Raw genomic sequence first — 25,113 nt, forward strand, 5'->3', positions numbered from 1 at the left:
TGGCCGCCAAATGGCTGTCGGCGCAGTCCCGGTCCTTCGAAGCCGTACGCATAGACGTGATCGCCCTTGAGCGCTTCGCGGGCAACTTCGCCCTGCGCCACATACGGGGGGCGATCTAGATGGCCGTGGCCCGCACCCGCAGCGTCGCGCTGGTCGGTGTGAGCGGCCGCAGCGTCGAGGTCGAGGCCGACGTGGGCAACGGCCTGGCCGGCATCCACCTCATCGGTCTGCCCGACACGGCGCTCAGCGAGGCCCGCGACCGGGTGCGATCCGCCGTGGTCAACAGCAGTTACCCATGGCCGGACGCCCGCATCACCGTCAGCCTCTTCCCCGCCAGCCTCCCCAAGCGCGGATCCCAGTTCGACCTCGCCATCGCCATGGCCATCCTGGGAGCCGCAGGAGTCGTCCCGGCGGAGCGCATCGCCGAGCCCTTCTTCTTGGGCGAGCTCGGTCTCGACGGCCGCATCAGGCCCGTGCGCGGAGTGCTCCCGTCCATCCTCGGTGCCGCTGCGGCGCACGAAGACGCCACGATCATCGTCCCGTCGGAGAATTCGGGGGAAGCGGGCCTGGTCCCCGACGTGAACGTGGTTCCGGTGGCTCACCTGCGCCAGCTGGTCGAGTGGCTACGCAAAGGCGACAAGCCACCCGAACCCGAAGTCGCTGGCCGCGTCGACACGCCCAAGCCCGTGACCCAGCCCGCCGTCGACCTGGCGGACGTCGTCGGCCAGCCCGTGGCCCGCCGAGCGTTGGAGGTGTGCGCCGCAGGCGGCCACAACCTGTGGATGGTGGGCCCGCCCGGCACCGGCAAGACCCTGCTGGCCGAACGCCTTCCCACCCTCCTGCCGGACCTGGAGCTCGACCACGCCCTGGAGGTCACGGCCATCCACTCCGTCGCGGGGTTGCTGCCGCCCGACAGTCCCATGATCAACCGTCCGCCGTTCGTCAGCCCCCACCACACGGCGACGGCGGCCGCCATCATCGGTGGTGGCAGCACGGTCGTCCGTCCGGGAGCGGTCTCCCTCGCGCACAGGGGCCTGCTGTTCATGGACGAGGCCCCCGAGTTCCCTCGTCACGTCCTCGACTCGTTGCGGCAACCGCTGGAGTCGGGGCGCGTCACGGTGTCCAGATCCGCGGCGTCGGTCACGTTCCCCGCCCGGTTCATGCTGGTGCTGGCCGCCAACCCGTGCCCCTGCGCCCAGGCCGACGACCAGGCCGGTTCGACCTGCCGCTGCTCGCCCACCACAAGACGTCGATATCTGGGCCGGCTGTCCGGGCCCCTCCTCGACCGCATCGACATGAAGGTCACGGTCGCCCGTTCGTCCAGACGCGAGCTCCTGGCCGACCGCCACTTCGTCGAATCCAGCGAAACAGTGGCCGAACGCGTCCTGCTGGCCCGCGAGCGCGCCGTCAAACGCCTGGCCCACACCGCCTGGCGGACGAACGCCGAGATCCCCTCATCCGTCCTCCACTCCGACTTCCGGCCGTCCGATTCGGCGATGAAGCCCATGACCTCCTGCCTCGACTCGGGCTCCCTCACCGCCCGCGGCCTCGACCGCACGCTGCGCGTCGCCTGGACCCTCGCCGACCTCGCCGGCAAAGACCGCCCAGAAGAAGACGAGACCACCGCAGCCCTCGGCTTCTGGCTCGGAGTACAACCGTGACCACGGCCGTCCGCCTGCACACGAACCCGCCCATGAAGATCACCAGGAGGTCCCTGTGATTAGTCCAGAGCATGAGGCATGTGCGGCCCTCATGCGAGCCGCCGACGTGGGCGACACGGCCATGGGCCGCCTGGTGGCCCACCTCGGTGCCTCCGGAGCGGTGGAGGCGATCCGCGAGCGCGCACTTCCACCGGCCTTCACCGCCCAGGAGTCCCGGCAGGAACGTCCGTGTGACCTGTCGGGTCGGCTGAACGCCTGGTTCCTCCGCCTGGCTGCGTCGAAGCCCGCCGCCGATCTGGAGGCCGGCGAGAAGCACGGAGCCAGGCTGATCGTCCCAGGCGACCCCGAATGGCCCACGCAACTGGATCATCTCGGCCCGAGTCGCCCCCTGGGCCTCTGGTTGCACGGCACGGCCGATCTCCGCTTCGCCTGCCTGCAGTCCGTGGCCGTCGTAGGAGCCCGAGCCGCCACCCAGTACGGTCTGCACATCGCGGCCGACTTCGGCATCGGCCTCAGCGAAGCGGGTTGGTCCGTCGTCTCCGGCGGCGCCTACGGGGTGGACGGCGCGGCCCACAAGGGCGCCCTGCTGGCCGGCTCACCCACGGTGGTCGTTCTCGCCTGCGGAGTGGACATCTGCTACCCGAGCGGCCATCAGGAGCTCTTCGCCCAGGCCCGCGAGCAGGGCGTCGTGATGAGCGAATGCCCGCCCGGCGTCCATCCCACCCGCGCCCGGTTCCTGATCAGGAACCGCCTCATCGCCGCCCTGACCAGAGGCACGGCCGTCGTGGAGGCAGCCCTCCGCAGCGGTGCCCTGAACACCGCCGGCCACGCGCTCACTCTCAACCGTCACCTGGGGGCGGTGCCCGGGCCCACCACGTCCGCGTTGTCGGCCGGCTGCCACAAACTCCTGCGCGAACGCAAGGCGGTCTGTGTCACCACTCCCGAGGAAATGATCGAACTAGTCGGCGTCATGGGCGACGACCTGGCCCCGCAGACCCGAACGCCCATCGTCCCCCGCGACGGTCTCAGCGAATCCACCAAGAGAGTCCTGGACGCCATCCCCACCCGCGGCGGCGCCGGTCCGGCCTCGATAGCGGTCTCAGCAGGCGTCAGCATGGACATCACACTGAGCGCCCTGGGCGGTTTGGCCGCAGCCGGATACATAGAACGAGCGGGCGGCGGCTGGCGCCTCCGCAAAACCACATCCAGCTACCCGAAAGCCCCCGAAACCATGGCCCTGACCCCACCCCCGGCCAACGAAGCCCCAGCCACCGACCCTCCGCCACCTGCGGAAGACGACACCCCGCCCCCGCCCCACCCCGAAGAACTCGCACCCCTTACCTGACCAACCTTTGCGACGTAGGGGCATGCAGCACCGCCCATGTGACAGCCACCATGAACCAAGGGGCGAGTGCATCGGGTGAGATGGTGAAGGAAGAAGGCATGAGGGCGATCGAAAATGACTGACATGTGGGCAATGCGACGCGCAACCAAGCCGCAGCCGACGTCCGCGTCGTGCCGCGTCGTGCCGTGCCGCGTCGTGCCTTGCTCGGCCGCTCGGACGGACGCTCGGGCGGTTGAGCTGCACACCGCTCCCATGGCGAGCCCGAGGCATCGGGCGGCACAGCAGTGACATAAGTGGCGAATGTTCGTGCGGACAATAGGTGAAGCCTTGAACAACGACCTGAACGACAGCCTGAACCGCGACCCAAATCCCGACCTGAACCCTGACGTGAACGCCGACCTGAATCCCGACGCGAACGCTGGCCTGAACCCCGATGTGAACGCGGACCCGAACCCCCACGTGAACGCGTACCTGGATCGTGGCCTGAACTCCGGTTTGAACCGTGACGTGAACGTCGACGAAGTGCTTGCCGAGTTCGAGAGGTATTTGCAGTTCGAGCGAGACCTTTCCCCACATACAGTGCGCGCCTATCTCTCCGACATCACCGCCCTCCTCGACCACCTCCATGGACGGCTTGACGGCCTGGACATCAGCGAGCTGAGAGGCTGGCTGGCCGACCAGCACAGTGCAGGCAAGGCAAGAGCCACGCTGGCCCGCAGAACGGCGTGCGTCCGCACCTTCACCGCGTACTGCCACCGCCGGGGTTGGCTGGCCGCCGACCCCGGCCTGTTGTTGGGCAGCGCAAAGGCGCCCCGTCCCTTGCCTGCCGTGCTCGACCAGGAACAGGCGCAGACCGTCCTGAGCGCGCCCCAGTCCACCGGCGATCCCAAAGACCTTCGAGACCAGGCGCTCCTGGAACTCCTCTACGCCACAGGTGTGCGGGTGGGTGAGCTCTGCGCGCTCGACGTCGATGACGTGGACCGGGACCGGCATGTCATCAGGGTCCTGGGCAAGGGACGAAAGGAGCGTTCCGTGCCGTTCGGGCTGCCAGCGCTTCGAGCTCTGGACCGATGGTGCATCAACGGGCGTCCCATCTGGGTTCGGGAACGCTCCGGGCCGGCCCTCTTCCTCGGAGTCCGTGGCGGCCGGATCGACGCCGGCACCGTACGACGGGTGGTGCACGCGCGGCTGGCCCAGACCGAGGGCGCCCCCGACATGGGCCCACACGGACTGCGGCACACCGCGGCAACCCACCTGCTCGAAGGAGGCGCAGACCTGCGTAGCGTCCAAGAACTACTCGGTCATGCCTCCCTCAACACAACCCAGATCTACACCCACGTCTCGATCGACCGCCTCCGCACCGCATACCGCCAAGCCCACCCCCGCGCCTGACCACAAACACCAGCACGCCATTGCCTCTCTCGCCCACCCCTCGCTCTCCGGCTGAGCGCAAGGGCCATAAGACGTCGAACCAAGCGTCCACGCAGGCATTGGGCCCGGCCGAGCCCGCCGCCAGGCGACGCAGCACGACACGTTCGGGCGTGCTGCGCAGTTCCCGCATCTACGCCAACGACCCAAGACCTGTAGCCACGTCGGCCAGAGAACCCGACGGCGCGACGACACGACAGTGCCGTCAATGCGCGAGGGATGCGAAGGGGCGAGAGGCAATGACGCGAGGAGCATGTTCCTGCCGCGCAGGCAGTGCTGGATTCACGGGGTGGAGCGAGAGACCGGTGGCGACCATCTAACCGACGGTTGCTCTACTGGATAGGCGCGCGGGAGTCGAGCGCGCGGAGGAGTGGGTCACGTGCAGCGCCTTGATCGAGGACCTGATGCTCCTGGCTGGCGCCGGCTTGCTGGACGTTCCAGATCACGCGCCGTCATCCCACAGCAGGACGCGTCTGTACCTGGCCCCCTCCGAGGAGGAACGGGGAACGAAGGACTCGTACGAACGCGGCGCGGACGGTAGAGGACGAAACCACTCCGGCGTTGGAGTATTCGCGGGCATGGTCTCCTATCAGGGGCCAGCCACAGCCTGGGAGTCTCTCACCCCAGAAGGGGAGCGGGGGCTTCAGCTCGGGTCTAGCCACAGCTTGGGTGAGTCCCCGGTCCCACTGGGGTGCGGGCTCCGGCGCGGGTCTAGCCACCGTCCGGGTGAACGCCGCCCACTGGGGTGTGGGCTCCGGCGCGGGTCTAGCCACTGTCCGGGTGAACGCCGCCCCCCTGGGGGTACGGGCTCCGGCGTGGGGCCAGCCCTCGCCCAAGTGAGTCCCGGGTTGGTTCGGTCCCCTGCTGACGAGCTCCCCCTTACGGCGCATAAAAGCGTCTCGCTTACAGGGGAGCGGTGCCATGTAGCGACTGGGCTGACCTACGGCGGCCAAGAAATGAGTGGTCGCCATTCACATGGCGCGGGTGGCCTGTGCCGCTACAGGCAACCACAACCACGCGCGGCGCAGGTGCCGTGCGCTCTACGTAGGCCGCAACTTGGCAGTGCGGTCCTGGTGCACCGTACTTCGGTTGCCTGGCTTGGCGGTGAGGGGCACAGAGGAGCAGAGGGCGCGAAGAGCAAGAAGCGCGAAGGGCGGAGAGTTCAGAGACGGTTGGTCGGTGTCGGTGTCGGTGGTGGGCGGACGGCGGTGGGCGGACGGCGGTGGCGAATGGCGACGGCCGATGGCTATGGAGGCGGCGGACGGCGGCTGGGCCATGGGGCCGGAGGGCGGAACAAGGCGCTCTTATTAGTTGGGGCTTGGTCCGGATCAAGGGCGCGCGCGTTTCCCGATGAGGTTTGACGGTCGTGTTCATCCAGCGGCGGTGAATGGATGGGCATCTTGGTTGCCTTGAAGGCATTTCTGGATTGATGCGGGTGGCCGTTGTGGAGGTCTCGTTGTGAGCTTGGAGGTCTCGGCAGGTGTCGGGTTTTAGGGCTTGAAGAGTGAGCCTCTGAGGGTGGTTTTGAGGGGGTCAGGAGGAGCGTCGTGAGGGTGGGTTGGGGCGTCTGTGGAGCCCTTCTGTTGGGGGTTTGCGGTGTTGGCCGCTTCTTGAGCCGTGGTGCTTCTTGTGGGGGCGTCGGCGGCGGCGTAGGGCCGTGATCAGGAGGGCGGAGGCGAGGAGGGTGCCCAGCCCGAGCGCTGGGGCTGCTGGCAGCGAAGCCGCGTGTGTCAGGAGTCGGAGGACGGTTGCAAGGGATCTGGAGGGGGCGTGAGTTGGTTCATGCCGCTGCTCGGGAGTTATGGCTGATTGGTTGCGGAGGGGAAGGTCGCTGGAACGCATCTCCGGGCGTGAGGAGGTGACCGCAGGGGTGATGAGCGGGGTCTCGGGGGGCGGCTCTGCGGTGAGGCCAAGTGCCTGCAGGACCGTGGAGTAGGGGGATGGGAGCGCGTTGTGCTGGTTCGCGGATGAGTCGCGGTGCGCGAGAACTGTGAGCAGGGGCGGGGGGAGAGGGACGAGGAGCGGGGGCGGAGGAGGCACGGGGGCGTTGGGGAGCAGGTTCCGTGCGAGCGGAGCAGGCGGGTTCAGGTGCGGAAGCAGGGGCGGGTTCGGGCGGTAGAAAGCGGCGGACAGCTTGGTGAGCAGGCGGAGGGTGGGTGGGGTTGAGGTGCTGCCTGCGAACGCCTCCGAGGGGTTGGAAGCGACGTCAAGCGGAGCGTCGGAGGGCGCAGGGGGTGCGTCGGAGGGCTCAAGGGGGACGGCAAGGGCCGCTTCGGAAGGCTCGGAGGGATAGGCAAGCGGTGCTTCGGAGGGTGTTTTGGGGGTCGGAGGGAGCAGGGGTGGGGTGGTCTGCGGTAGGGCGGTCTTGGGCCAGATGGGGAGGAGGCGGATGGGGGCGTGGCCCAGGAGGAGAAGAGGGTCCAGGTAGCGGGCGCTCTGGATCAGGCCCCAGTGCAGGCATGACTCCTGGCAATGGCCGTGTACGGCTTGTACGACCCCCAGTCGGCTGCCCATCGTGATCGGCTCACCCTGCTTCACCGATGCGCTGATCGGCAGGTACGTCGTTCGGAGGCCGCCTGGGTGGTCGATGGTGACGACTCCCCTTCCGCCTACTGGGCCTGCGTAGCGGACGGTGCCTGAGCCCGCGGCCAGGACGGGGGTGTCGGCGGAGGCAGCCAGGTCGATGCCGCGGTGTCCGGCCAGCCAAGGAGCCAAGGGCGGGGCGAAGCGGCGCAGGACGCGGGGGCTGCCATCGAGTGGCCAGCGCCAGGCGGGTGGGGCGGCCTTCGCCAGCGGAGCCGGGGTGGCGATGGTCGTGAGCGTGATCGCTGTTGTGAGCACGACCAGGGAGATCACGGCACGGCGGGCCACGTTCTGCGTGCGTGGTCTCGGCGGTGGCGGTGCTGAGCGGGGGGACAGGGCGGGGAGGCGTGGGCGAGGGGGCATGGCGGGGAGTCTTGCCGGGAGCGGCCTGCGGAGGTCGAGGCGAGCGAGATTCTGTGGATACAGGAAGCGGTGGGGAGCCTCCTGTGGACAACCCGCCCTGTGCCGAGCCCGCCGCCCGCCCGCCCGAGTGGAAATTCAATGGACGAGGTCATCCGGGCGATGCAAAAGTCCCACCGTGAGCCCGACTGCAGCGTCCCCCACATCCGTCCCGCTGGCCGACGGTCTCGTTCTGCGGCAGGCACGGCCGGCGGACCTCGACCAGATCAGCGCGCTGCTCACCGAACGTGGCGACTCGGCCGACGCCCTCGACCACCGGCTGGTCGTCTCGGACCCGGAGGTCGGCTGGTCCGCCTGCGCCGTGGTCGTGGATGGAGAGCGGGTCGTGTCCACCGCGACGCTCCTCGACGAGGAAGTGCGCGTCGGCGGCATCCGCCTACCAGCCGGCCAGGTCGAACTGGTCGCCACCGACCGCGAATACGAAGGACGCGGACTCGTACGGGCGCTCATGCGATGGGCTCACGACCGCTCCGCCGCCCGTGGTCACGTCGTTCAGGTGATGATCGGGATCCCGTACTTCTACCGGCTGTTCGGCTACGAGTACGCCATCGACATACCGTCGGCGCTGACCGTGCACACGCCCCCGGCCGGTGACGGCACGCCCGCACTCCGCGTCGCCCGGCCCGCCGACATTCCCGCCATGGCAGCTCTGCAGGACATGGCTCAGGACCGGTTCGACGTGGCCATGCCGCATTCGGCGGCATGCTGGCGATGGTTGCTGGACCACCAGGCGAGCACCTCCTGGGTCCTGGAGCGCGCCGCCACCGTCATCGCCACCGGACGCACCACGCCTCCCGACGACGACGAGGTGCTGCTGGCCGAGGCTGCCGCCGCCGACGAGGCCGCGGCCCGCGACCTGCTCAGTGCCGTCGTCGCCCAGTTCCCCGGGAGTGAGCTGAAGGTCGTCCATCGGGCCGGATCCGTGACCGCCACCGCCTGGCAGGAGTTCCTCGACCACGAACCGCGGAAGCGGGCGGAGCAGTACTACGTGCGCATTCCGGACGTCGCGGTGTTGCTCGACCGGTTCCGGCCGCTGCTCTGGCAGCGCCTCACCGCAGAGGGGACGGACCGCACCGGCGATGACATCGTCATCTCCACCTTCGGCGCCCATTACCGGATCCCGGTCGGCGCCGATGGCCTCGGCGAGGTCGTCACAGGCGGCCCGATGCAGAGACCTGGATCCGTGAAGGGCATCGGAGTGGCACCCGACCACCTGCCCGCCCTGTTGTTCGGCCCGCACGGGATCGAGGGGCTGACCCGCATCCGGCCCGACGTCTACACCGGAGAGGAAGAGCTGTCCCAGGCGCTCTTCCCGCCGCTCACCGCGGATCTGCTCAGCTACTACCTGCCGTATTAGGCCCGTCCCGGCTTCAGGTCGCTGTTCGGCGGAGCTTGAGGGCCGAGTGCTGCGGCTCCTGGGCGGCCATTGATGGCCGCTTCCGGCGGTGACGACTCAAAGTGGCTTCAGGACGTTGATGAAGTGCGCTGGTGCAGGCAGGTCGATCTCTGCCTGGTCAGCATGGTCACACCATTGCGTCACCACCATGCGGCTGGTGTGGCGATCGATCCAGAGCTGCGCCAAGAGCTGGAGAAAGGCTGTGCCCAAGGAACGGGCCGCCCCCAGTGACGGTAACCGCCGACGCCGGGAGGGCGAGGGCTCTGGCTGTGTGCCGTACGACCGGTGCAGGCGCCGTGGGTGTACGTGTGGTTGGCGAGATGGCAAGAGGCGGAGAGCGGTGGGAGCGAGACGTAGTGGGGTCCGTACGGGCGAAGTGCGGAATCTGGGGAGTGGAGGTGGCTAGATGACTGAGTGGCGCTTGGATTCGATCAGGTTCTTCAGTGTCTGGGGGCTGGGGTTGTGAGGGGGCGCGGGTGGGGTGTGGGAGGTCTGAGGGCGGTTGGGACGTAGGGGGGAGAGCCAGATCCAGAGGCTGCTCAAGGCGATGCCCGCCGCGCTCAGCAGGATGACCGGGCGCAGGCCCATGAACTCGGCCAGTACGCCGCCCACCAGGCCGCCGACGGCCAGGACGCCCTGTACGGCGAAGGTCATGGTGGCGTTCACGCGGCCTCGGAGGGCGGCGGGGGTGTAGCGGAGGGTGATCACGCCCATGCAGGTGGCGAAGGCGACCACGATGACGCCGGTCATGACGCCCGTCAGGCCGAGGACGGTGAGCTTCACCCAGAGGGGGCCGGTCAGGAGGCCGACGGCGAGGATGTCCAGCGGGAAGAACAGGACCGAGACGAGCAGGATGCGGTTCTCGCCGTAGCGCTTGGACAGGCGGGAGGTGAGCCAGGCGCCCAGGAGGCCGCCCGCGCCGCTCAGCGCCGTGAGGAAGCCGATCATTCCCTTGGGGATGTCGAGCGTGTTGACCATGTAGAGCATGTAGACGGCGATGTACGCCATGGCGAAGAAGTTGATCGTCACGCCGGCGCCCAGGACGGCTCGGAGCGTGGGGTGGGTGAGGCTGGTTCGCAGGCCCTCGACGATGTCGTGCCACATGCTGGACGAGCGGGTGGGCTCGTTGTGCTCCGGGGTGCGGATCGAGCGGAGCAGGATGGCGGAGGCGAGGAATGACAGCGCCTCGGCCAGTACGGCGAACGGCGCGGTGAGCGTCTGGACCAGGATGCCGGCCAGGCCGGGGCCGCTCACGGAGGCCACCGAGTACGAGGCTTGGAAGCCGGCCATGGCCTCGGTGCGCTGCGACGGATCCACGACCGCGGCTATGTAGGGGAAGTTGGCGGATTTGAAGATGACGCCGGCCGTACCGATGACCAGGGCCACGATGATCAGCCAGGGCACGGTGAGGACGCCGAGCAGCCAGGCCAGCGGGACGGTGAGGGCGGCGGCGCAGGAGACGAGTTCGCAGGCGATCATCAGCGGGCGGTGCCGGGTGAGACGGTCGGCGATGGCGCCCGACTGGAGGCCGAACAGCAGGGCGGGCAGCGGCGCGGCGGCGGTGAGCAGTCCCATCTCGGCGGGTGAGGCGGTCAGGAGCGTGATGGCGGTCAGCGGGACGGCCAGCTTGGAGACCTCCGAGCCGGTGATCGAGATCGTGCGGGCGCTCCACAGCAGGCGGTAGTCGCGCTGTTTGCGGAGGGGGAGTGGGGGCGTCGTGTCCATGCTGGGGTCTCCGGTGGCGAGTTCGAGGGAGCTGAAGGGGGGCCGGTCGGACGGGTGGGGAGAGATGTGAAAGGAAGACTTCATAAGTATGAAGGGATCCCTTCAGAGTTGTAAAGGGAATGCTTCACATCTCCCGCCGGGTACCTTTGGCACATGACGCAGGACATGGAGGGGCTCAGCGATCCCAAGATGATGCGGGCGCTGGCTCACCCGGCGAGGCTGTTGATCCTCAACCGGCTCGGCGTGCAGGACAGCGCCACCGCGACCGAGGTGGCCGAGATCGCGGGGATCACGCCCAGCGCCGCCAGCTATCACCTGCGCATGCTGGCCAAATACGGCTTCGTCGAGGACGCCCCGCCCAGAGGGGACGGACGCGAACGGCTGTGGAGGTCGACGCACAAGCCGTTCAGCGTGGGAGTGCTGCCGGACGACCAGCCGGAGGTCCGTGACGCCAAGACCCTGTTGATCAAGGCGTTCCGCAAGGAGGCCGGCGACGAGGCCGACCGGGCCCTGGCCAGGACCGAGCACGACACGGACGAATGGCGCGACGCGACGCGCTTCAGCCGCACCCGGATCAGAGTCGACGCGAGCGAGCTGGGACGGCTGAGCGCGGAGATCGAGAAGCTCCTGGAGCCGTACATCGCCCACCAGCGCAGCCAGGAGGACGCGCCGAGCGGTGCCAGGATCGCGGAGGCGCAGATCAACCTCTTCCCGGTCGCCCCCAGGACGTCGCCCGGGTTGCCCACGGAGGACCACGATGTGGGGTGAGCCGTACCCGGCATGTCGGTTTGACCTCCGACGGTCAGCCTGGGGCGGTGTGGGAGGTAGACTTTTCGATGGCCTGTGGCAACAGGCCGACTTCGCATGCCCCGTTGCGGACCGCACCCTCGGTCCGGGCCCCGGCCCGGCTGGAGCGGTTTTGGGGCATCAGGGCGGTAGACAACGCGCTGCCGCGGCACAACCGAGAACTGCGCCCATCCGCAGGGCGCCCAGACCTGGAGGACCATCACATGGCCCCCGTCGTCACCATGCGACAGCTGCTCGAGAGCGGCGTTCACTTCGGCCACCAGACCCGCCGGTGGAACCCGAAGATGAAGCGCTTCATCTTCACCGAGCGCAACGGCATCTACATCATCGACCTGCAGAAGTCGCTGTCGTACATCGACCGTGCCTACGACTTCGTCAAGGAGACCGTCGCCCACGGCGGCACGATCCTGTTCATCGGCACCAAGAAGCAGGCTCAGGAGGCCATCTCCGAGCAGGCCGCGCGGGTCGGCATGCCGTACGTCAACCAGCGCTGGCTGGGCGGCATGCTCACCAACTTCTCCACCGTGCACAAGAGGCTTCAGCGTCTGAAGGAGCTCGAGGAGCTCGACTTCGACAACGTCGCCGGCTCGGGGCTCACCAAGAAGGAGCTCCTCATGCGCCGTCGCGAGAAGGACAAGCTCGAGCGCACGCTCGGCGGCATCCGTGACATGGGCCGCGTGCCCAGCGCGGTGTGGGTCGTGGACACGAAGAAGGAGCACATCGCGATCAGCGAGGCCAAGAAGCTTGGCATCCCGGTCGTCGCGATCCTCGACACCAACTGCGACCCCGACGAGGTCGACTACCCGATCCCGGGCAACGACGACGCCATCCGCGCCGTCGGCCTGCTCACCAGGGTCGTCGCCGACGGTGTCGCCGCCGGTCTGATGGCTCGCTCCGGCGCCGCCCGCGGTGACGAGAAGCCGGCCGCCGCCGAGCCGCTGGCCGAGTGGGAGCGCGAGCTCATCGAGCAGGGCCAGGGTCAGGCCGCCGAGGCCGCCCCTGAGGCTGCTCCCGAGGCCGCCGCCGAGGAGGCCCCCGCCGCCGAGGCGCCCGCTGCCGAGGCTCCGGCCGAGGAGGCGCCCGCCGCCGAGGCCGCTCCGGCTGCCGACGCGACCCCCGAGTCCGAGCCGCAGGCCTGAGACACGGCCGCCGCGCCCGGTCCGTGAGGCCGGGCACGGTACAGGCGCCGGCTCCGCGCCGCAGGTCGTCCTCGACCGCGGTGCGGGGCGGGCAGCCGGCCGACAGAGGGTGAGCGGAACCGAGGTCCTGCGCGGGCCGAGGTTGTGAAGGGCAAGGCCGAGGTCCTGCGCGGGCTGAGGCTTGGTAGGGCAAGGTACGCGTCTCGACTGGGCAAACGGCCGAGCCGGGACGGCAAGCCGGACAGGACGGCACCCCGCCGAGGCGATAGGTCAAGGCAGGGTGGCGATCAGGTTCGGGCGGTAGGTCAGGGCCGGGCGTCGGAAGCCGAGGCGGTGAGCCGAGGTGGATGACCATCGGGCCGGAGCGATAAGCCGAGCCTGGCTGGGCAGTATGCCGAGCGAGGCGGAGCGGAGCTCCACCGGCGGAGCCCGTCCTGCTGAGCGGAGACCTGGGCGAAAACCCGGGCCCGAGCGGAGTCCGCGCCCAGGCCGGACGAAGCCCGAGCCCAGACCAAGCCCAGGTACGAGCGAAGGTTCCGGAGGCAGCCGGACGGGCCAGGCGAAAGCCGGGCCAGTCAGGTGAAAGCCAAAGGGCCGGGCGGAAGCCCAGCCGGTCGGGCGGAGGTTCGATGGCTCGGAGCTCGGCCAGTTGGGCGGAGGTTCGATGGCTCGGAGCTCAGCCGGTTGGGCGAGGGCCGGGTCGGCCGGACGGATGTTCGGCTGGTCGGGAGGGAACCCGGCGTGAGGGCGCCCTCCGGACAACGCCTGGCACCACCGTCCGAGCACAACCCGACACAACCGGCACCACCGTTCGAGACCGCGCACGACCGAGGCAGAACGCACGACCCGCGCACGACCCGCGCACGACAAGGCCCTGGTGCGGCGCGCGCCTGCCGCACCGACCAGGGGCGGGCGCCCAGGGCGTCCACTCCGATCCACGACGACGACGAAATCCCACAAGGAATAAGAGCAATGGCTTCCGTGAACATGGCCGACGTCAAGCGGCTTCGCGAGATCACCGCTGCCGGCATGATGGACTGCAAGAAGGCGCTTGAGGAGTCCGAAGGCGACTTCGACCGCGCCATCGAGCTCCTGCGCCTCAAGGGCGCCAAGGACGTGGGCAAGCGCGAGGCCCGTACGGCCTCCAACGGCCTCGTCGCGCTCCAGCAGGACAGCGACTCCTCCGCCGCTCTTCTCGAGCTCAACTGCGAGACCGACTTCGTGGCCAAGGGCGAGCGCTTCCAGGAGCTGGCCGCCGGTGTGGTCGCGCACATCCTGGCGAGCAAGCCCGCCGACGTGGCGACGCTGCTCGACTCCTCCTTCGACGGCAAGACCGTCAAGGAGCACCTGGACGAGGCCAACGCCGCGCTCGGTGAGAAGATCGAGATCCGCCGCTTCGCCGTGCTTGAGGGCGGCTACATCGGCTCGTACATGCACAAGACGGACCCGGCGCTGCCGCCGGCGGTCGGCGTGCTCGTGCAGCTCGACAAGCCGAACGCCGAGGTCGCCAAGGACATCGCCCAGCACGCCGCGGCGATGGCCCCGCAGTACCTCAAGGCCGAGTCCGTCCCCGCCGAGGTCGTCGAGAAGGAGCGCAAGCTCTTCGAGGAGATGACCCGCGAGGAGGGCAAGCCCGAGGCCGCCATCGGCAAGATCGTCGAGGGTCGCGTCAACGGCTGGTACAAGGACTTCACCCTGGTCCAGCAGGCCTTCGTGAAGGACAACAAGAAGAGCGTGGGCAAGTACGCCGAGGAGAACGGCGTCGAGGTGCTCGCCTTCGTCCGATTCAAGGTCGGCCAGGCATAGGCTTGAGCGAACTGCCAGCCCAGAGTTCCACCCAATGAAGGAGGCCGCCGCCGTGCAGGACCACCGGGAGTCAGCCCACGAATCCACACGGACGGCGGCTTCCTCATCACCCAGCCCGCAGGGTCCACTGAGGTGGAAGCGGGTGATGTTGAAGCTGTCAGGCGAGGCGTTCGCCGGAGACGACCCGCTGGGCATCGACCCGGCCGTCGTCGACCACCTGGCCGACTCGATCACCGAGGCCGTGCGCGAGGGCGTGCAGGTCGCGGTCGTGGTCGGCGGGGGGAACATGTTCCGCGGCGCCACCCTGTCCCAGGGCGGCATCGACCGCGCCAGGGCCGACTACATGGGCATGCTCGGCACGGTGATCAACTGTCTGGCGCTCCAGGACTTCCTGGAGCGGCGCGGCGTCGAGACCCGCGTCCAGACCGCCATCACCATGCAGCAGGTCGCCGAGCCCTTCCTGCCGCGCCGCGCGATCAGGCACCTGGAGAAGGGCCGCGTGGTCATCTTCGGGGCGGGTCTCGGCTCGCCGTACTTCTCCACCGACACCGCGGCGTCGCAGCGAGCCCTGGAGATCGGCGCCGAGGCGCTGCTCAAGGGCACGCAGGTCGACGGGATCTACGACTCCGACCCGCGCAAGAACCCCGACGCGGTCCGGTTCGACCATCTTGACTACGGCGAGGTGCTGCTGCGCGACCTCGCGGTCATGGACGCGACCGCGATCAGCCTGTGCAAGGACAACGATCTGCCGATCGTGGTCTTCGACCTGATGGGCGAGGGCAACATCCTGCGAGCGGTACGCGGTGAGAAAATCGGCACGCTGGTGAGTCCCGCAGGCAAATGAGGGAGCTAGCCCGACACCGCCAGCTAGTAGACAGGGAGCCGCTGTGATCGACGAAACCCTCCTCGAAGCCGAGGAAAAGATGGACAAGGCCGTCTCGGTCGCGAAGGAAGACTTCGCGACCATCCGGACCGGCCGGGTCACCCCCGCGATGTTCAACAAGATCAATGCGGAGTACTACGGCACTCCGACTCCGGTGCAGCAGTTGGCCTCGTTCCACCTGCCCGAGGCGCGCATGGTCATCATCCAGCCCTTCGACAAGAGCGCGATGGGCGCGATCGAGAAGGCCATCCGCGACTCCGACCTCGGCGTCAACCCGACCAACACCGGCGACGTGATCCGCGTGACCTTCCCGGAGCTGTCCGAGGAGCGCCGCAAGGAGTACATCAAGGTCGCCAAGAACAAGGGCGAGCACGCCAAGGTGTCGATCCGGAACATCCGTCGTACGGCCAAGGAGGCCCTCGACAAGATGATCAAGGACGGCGAGGCGGGCGAGGACGAGGTCCGTCGCGCGGAGAAGGAACTCGACGACCTCACCCAGAAGCACGTCGCCAAGATCGACGAGCTGCTCAAGCACAAGGAAGCCGAGCTGCTCGAAGTCTGAGCGGCACGCCTCGCGGCCCTCGCCGGAAGGCGGGGGCCGTGGCTATGGAGAGTGTCTGTGGAAGAACGTACGGCCGGCACCGGCCCGGACGGCGGCAGCCGTACCGGAAGGAACCTGCCGGCCGCGATCGCGGTGGGTGTGGGGCTGGGTGCGCTGGTCCTCGGTACCCTCTACACGATCAAGGAGCTCTTCCTCCTGGTGATCGTGGTGTGCGTCGGCGTGGGCGTGCTGGAGCTGACCAAGGCGTTCGCCACGCGCGGGATCAAGGTCCCGGCCGTGCCCGTGCTCGCGGGGCTGGTGGCGATGCAGGCCGGGGCGTACTGGGGCGGGCCGTTCTGGCTGCTGGGGACGTTCGCGGTGTTCGCGTTCGTGCTGCTGGTCTGGCGGATGTTCAGCGACGGCACCGACGGCTACGTGCGCGACGGCACCGCCTCGGTGTTCACGTTGTTCTACCCGGCGATGCTGGCGGCGTTCGCGGCGTTGCTGCTGGCGCCGCACGACGGCCGCGACCGGGTGCTGATCTTCATCGCGGTGACCGTGGCCAGCGACATCGGCGGATACGTCGCGGGTGTGCTGTTCGGCAGGCACAAGATGACGGTCATCAGCCCGAAGAAGACCTGGGAGGGTTTCGCCGGGTCGGTGATCGCCTGCACGCTGGTCGGCGGCTGGCTGGTGACCTGGCTGCTGGACGGCCCGCTCTGGCTGGGCGCGCTGATCGGGGCGCTGGCGGCGCTGCTGGCGACCGTGGGCGACCTCATCGAGTCGATGATCAAGCGGGACCTCGGCATCAAGGACCTCGGCACGATCCTGCCGGGGCACGGCGGCCTGATGGACCGCCTCGACTCGCTGGTGACTACGCTGGTGCCGGTCTGGCTGCTACTGACGCTGTTCCTCTAACGCCTCCGTCGTGACGGGCGTGAGCCACAACCACCGTACGGCCTCCCCGCCGAACGCGAACCCCGACATGTCAGGCATGTCGGGTGGGTCGGCCCGCATGAGCACCCCCGAGTACTGCGGCCCCAGCGGGAACGTCGAGGGCTCGTGGTACCACTTGGCCGTGTGCCCGTGGCCGAGCCAGGTCACCGAGTGCCACGGATACTGGGCCAGCCACACCAGCAGCAGCGCCGCGTCCCTGGGGTCGTCGTGGGTGGCCACGGCCAGCTCGATCCGGGCGTAGGCGTCGGGGCGGTCGATCCACTGCTCGACCGTCGGCATGCGCTGGCAGCTCATCCCCACCGTGGACAGCACGGTCGGCTCGCGGCCCGCGTACGGCGGCCGTTCGGTGATGCCGACGGTCGGCAGGCGCTCGCCGCTGGCGTCCCAGTACCGGCCGGCCGGGCCGAGCACCCGGTCCAGATGGCCCATGACGAACTGCTGGAACGACGGCCACGACCCCTCGCCGTGCCGCCAGCGCCAGTAGGACGTGGCATTGGAGATACGCGGCCGCAGCCCCTCCAGCGCCTCCGACAGCGCCCACGCGAACGGCGACTCGCCCACGGCGTCACGGGCGTAGCCGGGCATGCCCCTGCTCATGTCGGCCCAGCCGGGGATGACCGCGAGCAGGTCGTCGTCCTCGTAGAGGGCGACGCCGTCGCCCTCCTCGAACCACAGGGCGGACAACTGGCCGAGCGGCCTGCGCCCCTCGGGGTGCGTCGTGTTGCCCCTCGGCATCAGCGGGGGCAGGCCGGAGTTGATCCGGGCCAGGTCGACCACGGCCGGGGCCGGCCGGTGGTTGGCCAGCCAGACCGCTCCGTGGACGGCGCCCTCGGGCGAGCACAGGTAAGCTACCGAGGAGTCCTCGTCCCGCTCGACCACGAGCGTGCGGCTGCCGTAGGGGTTACCGGCGGCGAGGACGACCTCGGTGCCACCCTCGCCAGATGCCGACCGGAAAATCGCCATACGAGATGACTGTAGATCGGGCGGTGACCCTGACGCGAGCCGTACCGTGATCAGGAATGCCTCCTCCGCGGCCGGCGTTCACTAACCTGGCCGGTGAGAAATCCCGGAAGTCCCAAGCAGAGTCCCGGAAGTCCCCCAAGCAAAGGCAGGAACGTGTCCCAGCAGCCAGGCCAGCTCACCTTCGTCGCACCGCGACGGGCCAAGCCCGCGCGGCACCTGGCGGACCTGTCCATGGCCGAGCGCCGGGCCGCGGTCACCGAGCTGGGGGAGAAGGCGTTCCGCGCCGACCAGCTCTCGCGCCACTACTTCGAGCGCCACACCGCCGACGTCGCCGAGATGACCGATCTGTCCGCGGCGGCCCGCGACAAGCTGTCGGCGCTGCTGCCGACGCTGCTCACGCCGGTCAAGGAGCTGACCACCGACGGCGGCACGACCCGCAAGACCCTGTGGCGGCTGTTCGACGGCGCGCTGGTCGAGTCGGTGCTCATGCGCTATCCGGAGCGGGTCACGATGTGCGTGTCGTCGCAGGCCGGTTGTGGCATGAACTGCCCGTTCTGCGCCACCGGACAGGCGGGCCTGACCCGGAACATGTCCACCGCCGAGATCGTCGAGCAGGTGGTCTCCGGCGCCCGTGCGCTGGCGGCGGGCGAGGTGCCGGGCGGTCCCGGCCGGGTGAGCAACATCGTCTTCATGGGCATGGGCGAGCCGCTGGCCAACTACAAGCAGGTGATCGGCGCCGTGCGCCGCATGGTCGAGCCCGCGCCGCACGGTCTCGGCATCTCCGCGCGCGGGGTCACGGTCTCCACCGTGGGGCTGGTGCCCGCCATCGGCAAGCTCGCCGACGAGGGGCTGCCGGTCACGCTCGCGCTGTCGCTGCACGCGCCCGACGACGAGCTGCGCGACACGCTCGTCCCGATCAACACGCGCTGGAAGGTGGCCGAGGTCCTCGACGCGGCCTGGTCGTACGCGGCCAAGACCAAGCGCCGCATCTCCATCGAGTACGCGCTGATCAAGGACGTCAACGACCAGGAGTGGCGGGCCGACCTGCTCGGCAAGCTGGTCAGGAACAAGCTCGTGCACGTCAACCTGATCCCGCTCAACCCCACGCCCGGCTCCAAGTGGACGGCCTCCCGGCCGGAGGACGAGCGGGCGTTCGTGCGCCGGCTGGAGTTCCACGGGGTGCCGGTGACCGTGCGCGACACCAGGGGCCGCGAGATCGACGGCGCCTGCGGCCAGCTCGCCGCGGCCGAGTAACCGGCCCCGGCCCGAGCGGGTGGTAGCCGGCCCTCTTCGAGCAAGTGACCGGCCCCGACCGGCGGCCGCCGAACAGGGCGGCCGGCCTATCTTGTGGCGGGCGAGCGGGCGGCGAAGGTCTCGATCAGGTCCGCGATCATGGCCGCGCCCCGGCTGTTGAGGTGCACGGTGTCGGTGGTGAGCCGCAGGCCGCGGCTGCTGGAGATGGCGTCCAGGCTGCGGCCGAGCAGGAAGTGCTGCATCGCGGCGGTCTGCGCCTGGTTGCTCTCGGGACGGTAGTGGGTGCGGGGCGAGGTGCCCTCCAGGTCGGCGGTCATGCGCTCGTTGAGCGGCAGGTAGGTCACGCCCTGCTCGGCGGCGACCGTCCTGACGATCTCGGCGAACTCCTGGGTGCGGCGCACCGGGACCGAGTCCAGGTCCTCGCCGATGACCGGCGGGGACAGCAGCGCCACGCGGGCCATGGTCTCGTTCTGCAGGCGGGCGGCGATGGCCGTCAGGTTGGCGGCGTACGCGGCGGGCGTGGGGGTCTCGGCGAGCTTCCAGCGCTTGCGCAGGGCCCTGGCCCGCTTCTCGCTCAACGTGGCGTTGGCGTCGTTGGTGCCGATGAGCACGGTCACCACATCCGGATCCTGCCGTACGACGTCGTCGAGACGCTTGAGCAGCTCGGACGACGGCTCGTAGTTGACGCCCGCGTTGATCACCGTCTCGCCGGGCAGCCGGTCGCGCAGCATGGCCACATAGTCGACGCTCACTTGTCCGCGGGTGATGCTGTCACCCAGGCAGATCACCTTCACCGTTGCCTCCTCCGGGGTGAGTGAACGCTTACTAACCTACCCTACGGCGCCTCCAGGCATACAGGGCGAGTCCCGCCAGGCACCACACCAGGGAGATGGCGGACAGTTGGGGTAGCTGGTCGAGCAGCTCGCCGGCGCCGGCCGTACGCATCCAGACCACCAGCGGAACCGTCAGCCAGTACGCGGGGGACGCGCTGAGCAGCAGCATCACCAGGTAGCCGAGCACCAGCGACATGATCGAGACCGCGGGGGAGCGCAGCACGGCCCGGCTGGTGAGCGCGCCGAGGGCCGTCCCGGCGAGCACCGCCAGGGCGTGCAGGACGAGGGCCGCGCCGAGCACGTCCCGGCCGGGGCGCTCGCTCAGGCCGAGCAGGACGGCCCACGCGAGGCCGACGGCGGCCAGCGCGGCGCAGGCAACCAGGCTCGCCACGAGCCCCGCGGCCACCTCCTTGCCGCGCCCGCCCGCGGTGACCGCCGACAGCTCGCGCTGCCGGTCGGGCTCGGTGTCCAGGAGGCTCCGCGTGGCCCAGGCGAGGATGGGGATGATCAGGACGGCGCCGTCGGCCAGCACGGCGGCCTCCGTGCCCTTGGGCGCGCGGCTGCCGTAGACGATCGCGAGCATGGCGAGGGTGAGCAGGAGCGACTGATGGACCCGGTGCGACCGCACATAGGCGGCCAACCGGAAGACGGCCAGAGCGATCACCGGCACTCCTCAGGCGAGCGGAAGACGGCCAGGGCGGTCACCGGCACTCCTCGGTCAGGCGGACGGCGGCCAGGGCGATCATCCGGGCTCCTCGGGGGTGTGGGGGTGGTCGAGGGTGGAGGTTCGGTAGCCCTGGTCGTGCATCCTGGTCAGGAAGAGCGGGAGCTCGTCGGCGGGCAGGGTGACCGCCACGGTGGTCAGCGGGCGTTCCGGAGCGTGAGTCGGAGGGGACGCAGAGGCCGCCGGGGCCACCTGGGCCACAGCGGCGGCGGAGATCCGGGCCGCGGGGGGCTCAGGGGCGACGGGGGTGGCGGAGATCGGGGCCGCGGAAGGCCCAGGGGCCGCAGGGGTGGCCTCCTTGAGGTGGCCGTCCACGAGCGACCATGAGCGCAGCCCGGGGAGGCCGCGCAAACCGCCCTGGTGGTCGCTGGCGACGACGATGCCCCCGCGCCCGGCGACCTCGGTGACGATGGCGGGCAGCATCTCGCGGGCGTCGGCGTCCAGGCCGGCGAAGGGCTCGTCCAGGATCAGCAGGCCGGGGTCGGCCATCAGGGCCTGGACCAGGCCGACCTTGTGCGCGCTGCCCTTGGACAGCTCGCCGAGCGGCAGGCGGAGAAGGTGGCCCATGTTCAGGCGTTCGGCCCAGGGCCGCCACCGGGCGCCGCCCCGTACGGACGCCATGTGCGTCAGGTAGGACGTCACCGTGAACGGCTGGGCCGTCGGGAAGCGGTCGGGGGCGAAGCCCACGACGCCGGGACGGTCGGTGATGTGGCCCCGCGTCGGCCGCGCGAGCCCCGCGAGGAGCCGCAGCAGCGTGGATTTCCCCGCCCCGTTGGCCCCGGTCAGCTCGATCGCGTCGCCCGGCGCGAGCTGCGCGTCGGCCTCTTCGAGGACGAAGGGCTGACGTCTTCGGTAGCGAAAAGAGACCTGTAACAGTCGCATGGTGCTGTAACGGTATATGTCAGGGCGCAGGGCCGTGATAAAGGGCCTCACCGCTATAAAGGGCCTGACCGTGATGAAGGGCCTCACAATGGAGAAGCCCCCGGCACATCTCAGGAGGAGTGGGCTTGAACCGCTTTCCGCGCGTCATGGGTATGCGTTCAGGCTATGACCCCGTGGAAGTCGACGCCCTGATCGCGCGCATCGAGTCGACCCTGGGCAGAGGCCCGCACACGGTCGAGCCCGTCACCGCCGACGAGGTCCGCACCGCGACCTTCCGCGCCAAACGCGGCGGCTACCACGAGACCGCGGTGGACTTCGCGCTGGAGGCGTTCGTCGTGGCCCTGGAGACCCAGGCCAAGCGCCCGGTACGGCTGGCCATGGCCGAGCCCACCGGGGAGCTGCTGCGCGAGGAGTGGTTCGAGACCCAGGCGGCCCGCGTCGAACGGGTGGCCTTCCGCCCCGGCCGCATGGGCACCGGCTACAACGAGGACGAGGTCGACGCCTTCCTCGACCGCATCGTGGCCACCCTGCGCGGCACGACCGAGTTCGCGGTGACCGCCCAGGAGGTGCGCGAGGCCCGCTTCTCGACCGTGCTGCTGCGCGCCGGCTACCTGATCGCCGACGTCGACTCCTTCCTCGAAGGCGTCGCCGAGATCCTGGAGAAACCCCGCTAGGCCGCCGCGGTGCGGCCCCGGCGCCGCCGTCAGGCCCGTTCGACGGCCGCGAGCAGGCCGCGGAGGTCGGGCAGGACCACCCGGACGACTTCGGGCCCGGCGGGCCGCTCGCCGTGCCGGTTGATCCACACCCGGCGCACGCCCAGCCGCTCGGCCGGGATCATGTCGTGGAAGTGGCTCTGCGCCACGTGCACCCACTCGGCCGGCTCGTAGGTCCTGCTGAAGTGCTCGAAGTGCGCCTCGTCCGGCTTGTAGGCCCCGGCGTCCTCGGCGGTCACCACCGCGTCGAACGGCACGGGCAGCCGCCGCAGCGTCTGGGCGATCAGGTCGCGGTCGCAGTTGGTCAGCAGCGCCAGCCGCCGGCCCGCCGCGCGCAGGGCCGACAGCTCCGCCCCGACCTCGGCGTACACCGGCCAGTAGGGCAGCGTGGCGGCCAGCACCGAGGCGTCGTCGTCGTTCAGCGGGACTCCGGTCTCGGCGCAGGCGCGGCGCAGCGCCTCGGCCATGACGTCCCGGTAGCGGGCCCGTGGCGTCTCGGCCTCGACCGCGCTCTCGTGCCGCAGGTACGCCGTCAGCAGCTCGTCCCCCCTGCCGGGCGCGATCAGCTCAAGGCTGGTGCCGATGCCGTGCCGCCAGTCGACGAGGGTGCCGAAACAGTCGAACGTGATCCATCGCATAGGTCACATGATGACCCTTCCGAGCACCTGGTCGAGCGCCCGGCCGACCTCGCCCTCGACCGCCGGTCCTTCGGCCCGCCAGGCCACGTAGCCGTCGGGGCGGACCAGGACGGCGGTGGCGTCGCCGTAGCGTTCGGCCCAGACGTCCTCGACGTCGAGCACGTCACCGCCCACCTGGTGCACCCGCACGCCGGGCCCGGCGGCCCGCGCCCAGTCCGCGCCGCCGGGGCCGCACAGCAGGACGAAGGCGTCGTGGAACAGGTCGTGGACGCCGATGCGCTCGCCGTCCCGGTCGAGCCAGAGGTGCGGGGCGCGGGTGCCGGGACGGGCGCCCTGGGCCGCCGGGTCGCCGAGCACCGTCTCGTGGGTGGCGCCGACCATGGCCGACGAGCGGTACCGCTGTCCCAGGATCGCCGCGACGTGGTCCAGCGGGTCGTCCTCGGGGTTGGGGCCGAACCTGGCCGCCTGGCTGCGCACGGTCAGGTCGGCCAGCTCCAGGGCCACCGGGCGGCGCTCGGCCTCGTAGGTGTCGAGCAGCGCGTCGGAGGCCCGGCCGGCCAGCACGGCGGCCAGCTTCCAGGCCAGGTTGTGGGTGTCCTGGACGGCCGAGTTGGCGCCCAGCCCGCCGGCCGGCGGCCAGACGTGCGCCGCGTCGCCGACCAGGAAGACCCGTCCCTCGCGGTAGCGCGTGGCGACGCCCACCGCCTCCTCCCACGCGGCCCTGCTGACGATCTCCACGGGCAGGTCGCGGCCGATCAGCTCCTTGGCCGAGGCGACCAGCCGCTCGTCGGTGAAGTCGGCCGGCGACTCGGCGGCGGGGTCGTACGTCAGGGCCATGCCCCAATGGCCCGGCAGCGCGTGGGAGACCATCGCGCCCGAGGCCGTCCCGCCGGGCGCCCCGAGGATCCAGAACAGCGCCCGCTTGGTGACCAGCTCCGACAGGTCGGCCCTGAAGACGAAGGACTGGTAGGCGCGCAGGACGCCGAGCCCTTCGCGGGCGATGCCCAGCCGCTCCCTGATCGTGCCGCGGTAGCCGTCGGCGGCGATCAGGTAGCGGGCGCGCAGGGTCCGGCGCTCGCCGGTGCGGGCGTCCTCGGTCACCACCGTGACGCCGTCCGCGTCGGGCTCGATCGACCTGCATATGGTGTCGAAGCGCAGGTCGGCGCCCCGGGCACGGGCGGCCTCGGCGAGGATCGGCTCGACCGTGCTCTGGTCGGCCATGCCGTACTCGCCCGAGGTGAGCTCGGGCATCGCCCGGGAGGAGCCGCCCTCGAAGAGCCACTGCCATTCGCCGGCCAGCGTCTCGCAGCGGGCCACGCCCCCTTCCTCGTCGAAGGGCCGCCCGGCCTCCTTGACGGCCTGCTCCAGGCCGAGCGGCCGGTAGATCTCCATCGTGCGCGGGGTGATGCCGCGCGCCCTGCCCAGGAGCGACACGCCGGGGTGGCGGTCGACGAGCACGCAGGGCACCCCGTGGTGGGACAGGAACAGGGCGGAGGTGAGCCCGGCGTAGCCGCCGCCGACGATCAGCACGGGAATCTCGGTCATGACGCCCTCAGGGCGGTCTGCTGTGGTCATGGGGAGATAGTTGCACTGCAACTAGTCTCAAGTCAACTAGTTGCTGTGCGGCTATGATGAGGGCCATGGCTCTCGACCGCGGCTCGCCGCTCGCCCTCACCGTGCTGGCCCTGCTGCGGTCCCGGCCTCTGCACGCGTACGGCATGCAGCGCCTGCTCAAGCAGTGGGGCAAGGACCAGGTCGTCAACGTCGGCCAGCGGGCCGGGCTCTACCGCACGATCGAGCGGCTGGGAGAGGCCGGGCTGCTCAGGGTCAGGGAGACCGGCCGCGACCAGCAGTACCCGGAGCGCACGGTCTACGAGCTCACCGACGCCGGGCGCGAGCGGCTCGACGTGTGGCTCGACGACATGCTCAGCCGTCCCAAACAGGAGTTCCCGCAGTTCCCCGCCGCGCTGTCCAACGCGATGCTGCTCCCGCCCGGCGTGCTGGCCGACGCGCTGGAGCGGCGGGCGGCGGCCGTGGAGCAGACGCTGGCCGAGCTGGAGTCGAGCCTGTCGGCCGAGCAGGACCTGCCGCGCATCACGATGCTGGAGTCCGAGTACCTGCGCGAGGTGACGGCGGCCGAGGCCCGCTGGCTCCGCGCCGTCATCGCCGACCTGCGGGAAGGCCGCATCCAGTGGTCGCGCGAGGAGCTGGAGGCGGTCAGCTCGGCCCGGGAGTGATCAGGTGCGGGCGCGGCCGCCGCAGCAGCGCGACGAGCACCGAGGTCACCGGCGCGGCCAGGAACGCCCCGGTGATGCCCGCGAACGAGCGGGACGGTGACGGCGACCGCGATCATCGGGTACTCCTCGAATTTGCTTACTTGGTAAGCTTACACAGTACACAAATTCGGACGACGGC

21 protein-coding genes are annotated in these 25,113 nt (G+C 70.0%); 13 read left to right on the forward strand and 8 right to left on the reverse strand.

The annotated features are described in order from the left end of the window. Positions 1-119: 119 nt before the first annotated feature. The 3 genes from ACWCSD_RS20405 to ACWCSD_RS20415 all read left to right on the forward strand — a co-directional run bounded on the left by ACWCSD_RS20405 (position 120) and on the right by ACWCSD_RS20415 (position 4,398). Positions 120-1,661: a YifB family Mg chelatase-like AAA ATPase gene (locus ACWCSD_RS20405; RefSeq protein ID WP_449916863.1), complete on the forward strand. Its 1,542-nt coding sequence runs from the start codon at positions 120-122 to the stop codon at positions 1,659-1,661. Between the two features lie 91 nt (positions 1,662-1,752). After that, positions 1,753-3,006 (forward strand): DNA-processing protein DprA, encoded by a 1,254-nt coding sequence (dprA, locus tag ACWCSD_RS20410; RefSeq protein WP_449916865.1) that lies wholly within the window; start codon positions 1,753-1,755, stop codon positions 3,004-3,006. Positions 3,007-3,528: 522 nt separating this feature from the next. After that, the gene (locus ACWCSD_RS20415; RefSeq protein WP_449916890.1) at positions 3,529-4,398 is read left to right on the forward strand and encodes a tyrosine recombinase XerC; all 870 of its coding nucleotides are present in this window, start codon (positions 3,529-3,531) and stop codon (positions 4,396-4,398) included. Positions 4,399-5,967: 1,569 nt separating this feature from the next. Here ACWCSD_RS20415 and ACWCSD_RS20420 read toward each other — a convergent pair. Continuing rightward, positions 5,968-7,380: a M23 family metallopeptidase gene (locus tag ACWCSD_RS20420; protein ID WP_449916868.1), complete on the reverse strand. Its 1,413-nt coding sequence runs from the start codon at positions 7,378-7,380 to the stop codon at positions 5,968-5,970. Between the two features lie 175 nt (positions 7,381-7,555). Here ACWCSD_RS20420 and ACWCSD_RS20425 point away from each other — a divergent pair, with 175 nt between their 5' ends. Beyond that, positions 7,556-8,794 carry a GNAT family N-acetyltransferase gene (locus ACWCSD_RS20425; protein ID WP_449916871.1) on the forward strand — a complete coding sequence of 413 codons (1,239 nt, stop codon included), beginning with the start codon at positions 7,556-7,558 and terminating at the stop codon, positions 8,792-8,794. Between the two features lie 441 nt (positions 8,795-9,235). On the opposite strand, the gene ACWCSD_RS20430 is transcribed toward ACWCSD_RS20425, so the two are convergent. Continuing rightward, a complete protein-coding gene (locus ACWCSD_RS20430; protein ID WP_397162553.1) occupies positions 9,236-10,558 on the reverse strand; it encodes an MFS transporter in 1,323 nt (440 codons plus the stop codon). 153 nt (positions 10,559-10,711) lie between these two features. Here ACWCSD_RS20430 and ACWCSD_RS20435 point away from each other — a divergent pair, with 153 nt between their 5' ends. The 6 genes from ACWCSD_RS20435 (at position 10,712) to ACWCSD_RS20460 (ending at position 16,652) form a co-directional block, all read left to right on the forward strand. After that, positions 10,712-11,326, forward strand: a complete 615-nt coding sequence (locus tag ACWCSD_RS20435; protein ID WP_397162554.1) for an ArsR/SmtB family transcription factor — start codon at positions 10,712-10,714, stop codon at positions 11,324-11,326. A gap of 242 nt (positions 11,327-11,568) precedes the next feature. Then, positions 11,569-12,504 carry a 30S ribosomal protein S2 gene (rpsB, locus tag ACWCSD_RS20440; RefSeq protein ID WP_364324423.1) on the forward strand — a complete coding sequence of 312 codons (936 nt, stop codon included), beginning with the start codon at positions 11,569-11,571 and terminating at the stop codon, positions 12,502-12,504. Between the two features lie 972 nt (positions 12,505-13,476). After that, positions 13,477-14,310, forward strand: coding sequence for a translation elongation factor Ts (gene tsf, locus ACWCSD_RS20445; RefSeq protein WP_352323799.1), 834 nt, complete (start codon positions 13,477-13,479; stop codon positions 14,308-14,310). Between the two features lie 145 nt (positions 14,311-14,455). Beyond that, entirely contained in the window at positions 14,456-15,154 is a 699-nt protein-coding gene (gene pyrH / locus ACWCSD_RS20450; protein WP_352323800.1) for a UMP kinase, read from the forward strand. Between the two features lie 43 nt (positions 15,155-15,197). Continuing rightward, positions 15,198-15,755: a ribosome recycling factor gene (frr, locus tag ACWCSD_RS20455; protein ID WP_352350337.1), complete on the forward strand. Its 558-nt coding sequence runs from the start codon at positions 15,198-15,200 to the stop codon at positions 15,753-15,755. A gap of 57 nt (positions 15,756-15,812) precedes the next feature. Continuing rightward, a complete protein-coding gene (locus ACWCSD_RS20460) occupies positions 15,813-16,652 on the forward strand; it encodes a phosphatidate cytidylyltransferase (RefSeq protein WP_352323802.1) in 840 nt (279 codons plus the stop codon). Here the strand turns inward: ACWCSD_RS20460 and ACWCSD_RS20465 are convergent. Further along, the gene (locus tag ACWCSD_RS20465) at positions 16,632-17,654 is read right to left on the reverse strand and encodes a suppressor of fused domain protein (protein ID WP_358283771.1); all 1,023 of its coding nucleotides are present in this window, start codon (positions 17,652-17,654) and stop codon (positions 16,632-16,634) included. The genes ACWCSD_RS20460 and ACWCSD_RS20465 overlap by 21 nt on opposite strands. 153 nt (positions 17,655-17,807) lie before the next feature. Between ACWCSD_RS20465 and rlmN the strand changes: the two genes are divergently transcribed. Beyond that, positions 17,808-18,908, forward strand: a complete 1,101-nt coding sequence (gene rlmN / locus ACWCSD_RS20470) for a 23S rRNA (adenine(2503)-C(2))-methyltransferase RlmN (RefSeq protein ID WP_352350343.1) — start codon at positions 17,808-17,810, stop codon at positions 18,906-18,908. Positions 18,909-18,994: 86 nt separating this feature from the next. Here the strand turns inward: rlmN and ACWCSD_RS20475 are convergent, their stop codons facing one another. The 3 genes from ACWCSD_RS20475 to ACWCSD_RS20485 form a co-directional block, all read right to left on the reverse strand. Continuing rightward, entirely contained in the window at positions 18,995-19,702 is a 708-nt protein-coding gene (locus tag ACWCSD_RS20475; RefSeq protein ID WP_397162555.1) for an SGNH/GDSL hydrolase family protein, read from the reverse strand. 31 nt (positions 19,703-19,733) lie between these two features. Beyond that, on the reverse strand, positions 19,734-20,405 hold the full coding sequence (locus ACWCSD_RS20480) for a hypothetical protein (protein WP_449916882.1): 672 nt from the start codon (positions 20,403-20,405) through the stop codon (positions 19,734-19,736). A gap of 78 nt (positions 20,406-20,483) precedes the next feature. Then, entirely contained in the window at positions 20,484-21,347 is an 864-nt protein-coding gene (locus ACWCSD_RS20485; protein WP_449916885.1) for an ABC transporter ATP-binding protein, read from the reverse strand. Between the two features lie 173 nt (positions 21,348-21,520). Here ACWCSD_RS20485 and ACWCSD_RS20490 point away from each other — a divergent pair, with 173 nt between their 5' ends. Continuing rightward, positions 21,521-22,021, forward strand: coding sequence for a DivIVA domain-containing protein (locus ACWCSD_RS20490; protein WP_358283780.1), 501 nt, complete (start codon positions 21,521-21,523; stop codon positions 22,019-22,021). Between the two features lie 29 nt (positions 22,022-22,050). Here ACWCSD_RS20490 and ACWCSD_RS20495 read toward each other — a convergent pair whose 3' ends face one another. After that, a complete protein-coding gene (locus tag ACWCSD_RS20495) occupies positions 22,051-22,698 on the reverse strand; it encodes an HAD family hydrolase (RefSeq protein WP_387667630.1) in 648 nt (215 codons plus the stop codon). A gap of 3 nt (positions 22,699-22,701) precedes the next feature. Then, positions 22,702-24,273 carry an FAD-dependent monooxygenase gene (locus ACWCSD_RS20500; RefSeq protein WP_397162558.1) on the reverse strand — a complete coding sequence of 524 codons (1,572 nt, stop codon included), beginning with the start codon at positions 24,271-24,273 and terminating at the stop codon, positions 22,702-22,704. Positions 24,274-24,338: 65 nt separating this feature from the next. On the opposite strand from ACWCSD_RS20500, the gene ACWCSD_RS20505 reads away from it, so the two are divergent. Continuing rightward, on the forward strand, positions 24,339-24,935 hold the full coding sequence (locus ACWCSD_RS20505; RefSeq protein WP_387667625.1) for a PadR family transcriptional regulator: 597 nt from the start codon (positions 24,339-24,341) through the stop codon (positions 24,933-24,935). The last annotated feature ends 178 nt before the right edge of the window (positions 24,936-25,113 follow it).

The sequence above is a fragment of the Nonomuraea sp. NPDC001684 genome, from assembly GCF_053596515.1.

Excerpts from the sequence above, each read along its gene's own strand:
- ACWCSD_RS20500 (WP_397162558.1), bottom strand. The coding sequence starts at position 24,273 with ATGACCACAGCAGACCGCCCTGAGGGCGTCATGACCGAGATTCCCGTG.
- pyrH (WP_352323800.1), top strand. The coding sequence starts at position 14,456 with ATGTTGAAGCTGTCAGGCGAGGCGTTCGCCGGAGACGACCCGCTGGGC.
- ACWCSD_RS20435 (WP_397162554.1), top strand. The coding sequence starts at position 10,712 with ATGACGCAGGACATGGAGGGGCTCAGCGATCCCAAGATGATGCGGGCG.
- rpsB (WP_364324423.1), top strand. The coding sequence starts at position 11,569 with ATGGCCCCCGTCGTCACCATGCGACAGCTGCTCGAGAGCGGCGTTCAC.
- ACWCSD_RS20485 (WP_449916885.1), bottom strand. The coding sequence starts at position 21,347 with ATGCGACTGTTACAGGTCTCTTTTCGCTACCGAAGACGTCAGCCCTTC.
- ACWCSD_RS20420 (WP_449916868.1), bottom strand. The coding sequence starts at position 7,380 with ATGCCCCCTCGCCCACGCCTCCCCGCCCTGTCCCCCCGCTCAGCACCG.
- tsf (WP_352323799.1), top strand. The coding sequence starts at position 13,477 with ATGGCTTCCGTGAACATGGCCGACGTCAAGCGGCTTCGCGAGATCACC.
- ACWCSD_RS20405 (WP_449916863.1), top strand. The coding sequence starts at position 120 with ATGGCCGTGGCCCGCACCCGCAGCGTCGCGCTGGTCGGTGTGAGCGGC.
- ACWCSD_RS20465 (WP_358283771.1), bottom strand. The coding sequence starts at position 17,654 with ATGGCGATTTTCCGGTCGGCATCTGGCGAGGGTGGCACCGAGGTCGTC.
- ACWCSD_RS20495 (WP_387667630.1), bottom strand. The coding sequence starts at position 22,698 with ATGCGATGGATCACGTTCGACTGTTTCGGCACCCTCGTCGACTGGCGG.
- dprA (WP_449916865.1), top strand. The coding sequence starts at position 1,753 with ATGCGAGCCGCCGACGTGGGCGACACGGCCATGGGCCGCCTGGTGGCC.
- ACWCSD_RS20430 (WP_397162553.1), bottom strand. The coding sequence starts at position 10,558 with ATGGACACGACGCCCCCACTCCCCCTCCGCAAACAGCGCGACTACCGC.
- ACWCSD_RS20505 (WP_387667625.1), top strand. The coding sequence starts at position 24,339 with ATGGCTCTCGACCGCGGCTCGCCGCTCGCCCTCACCGTGCTGGCCCTG.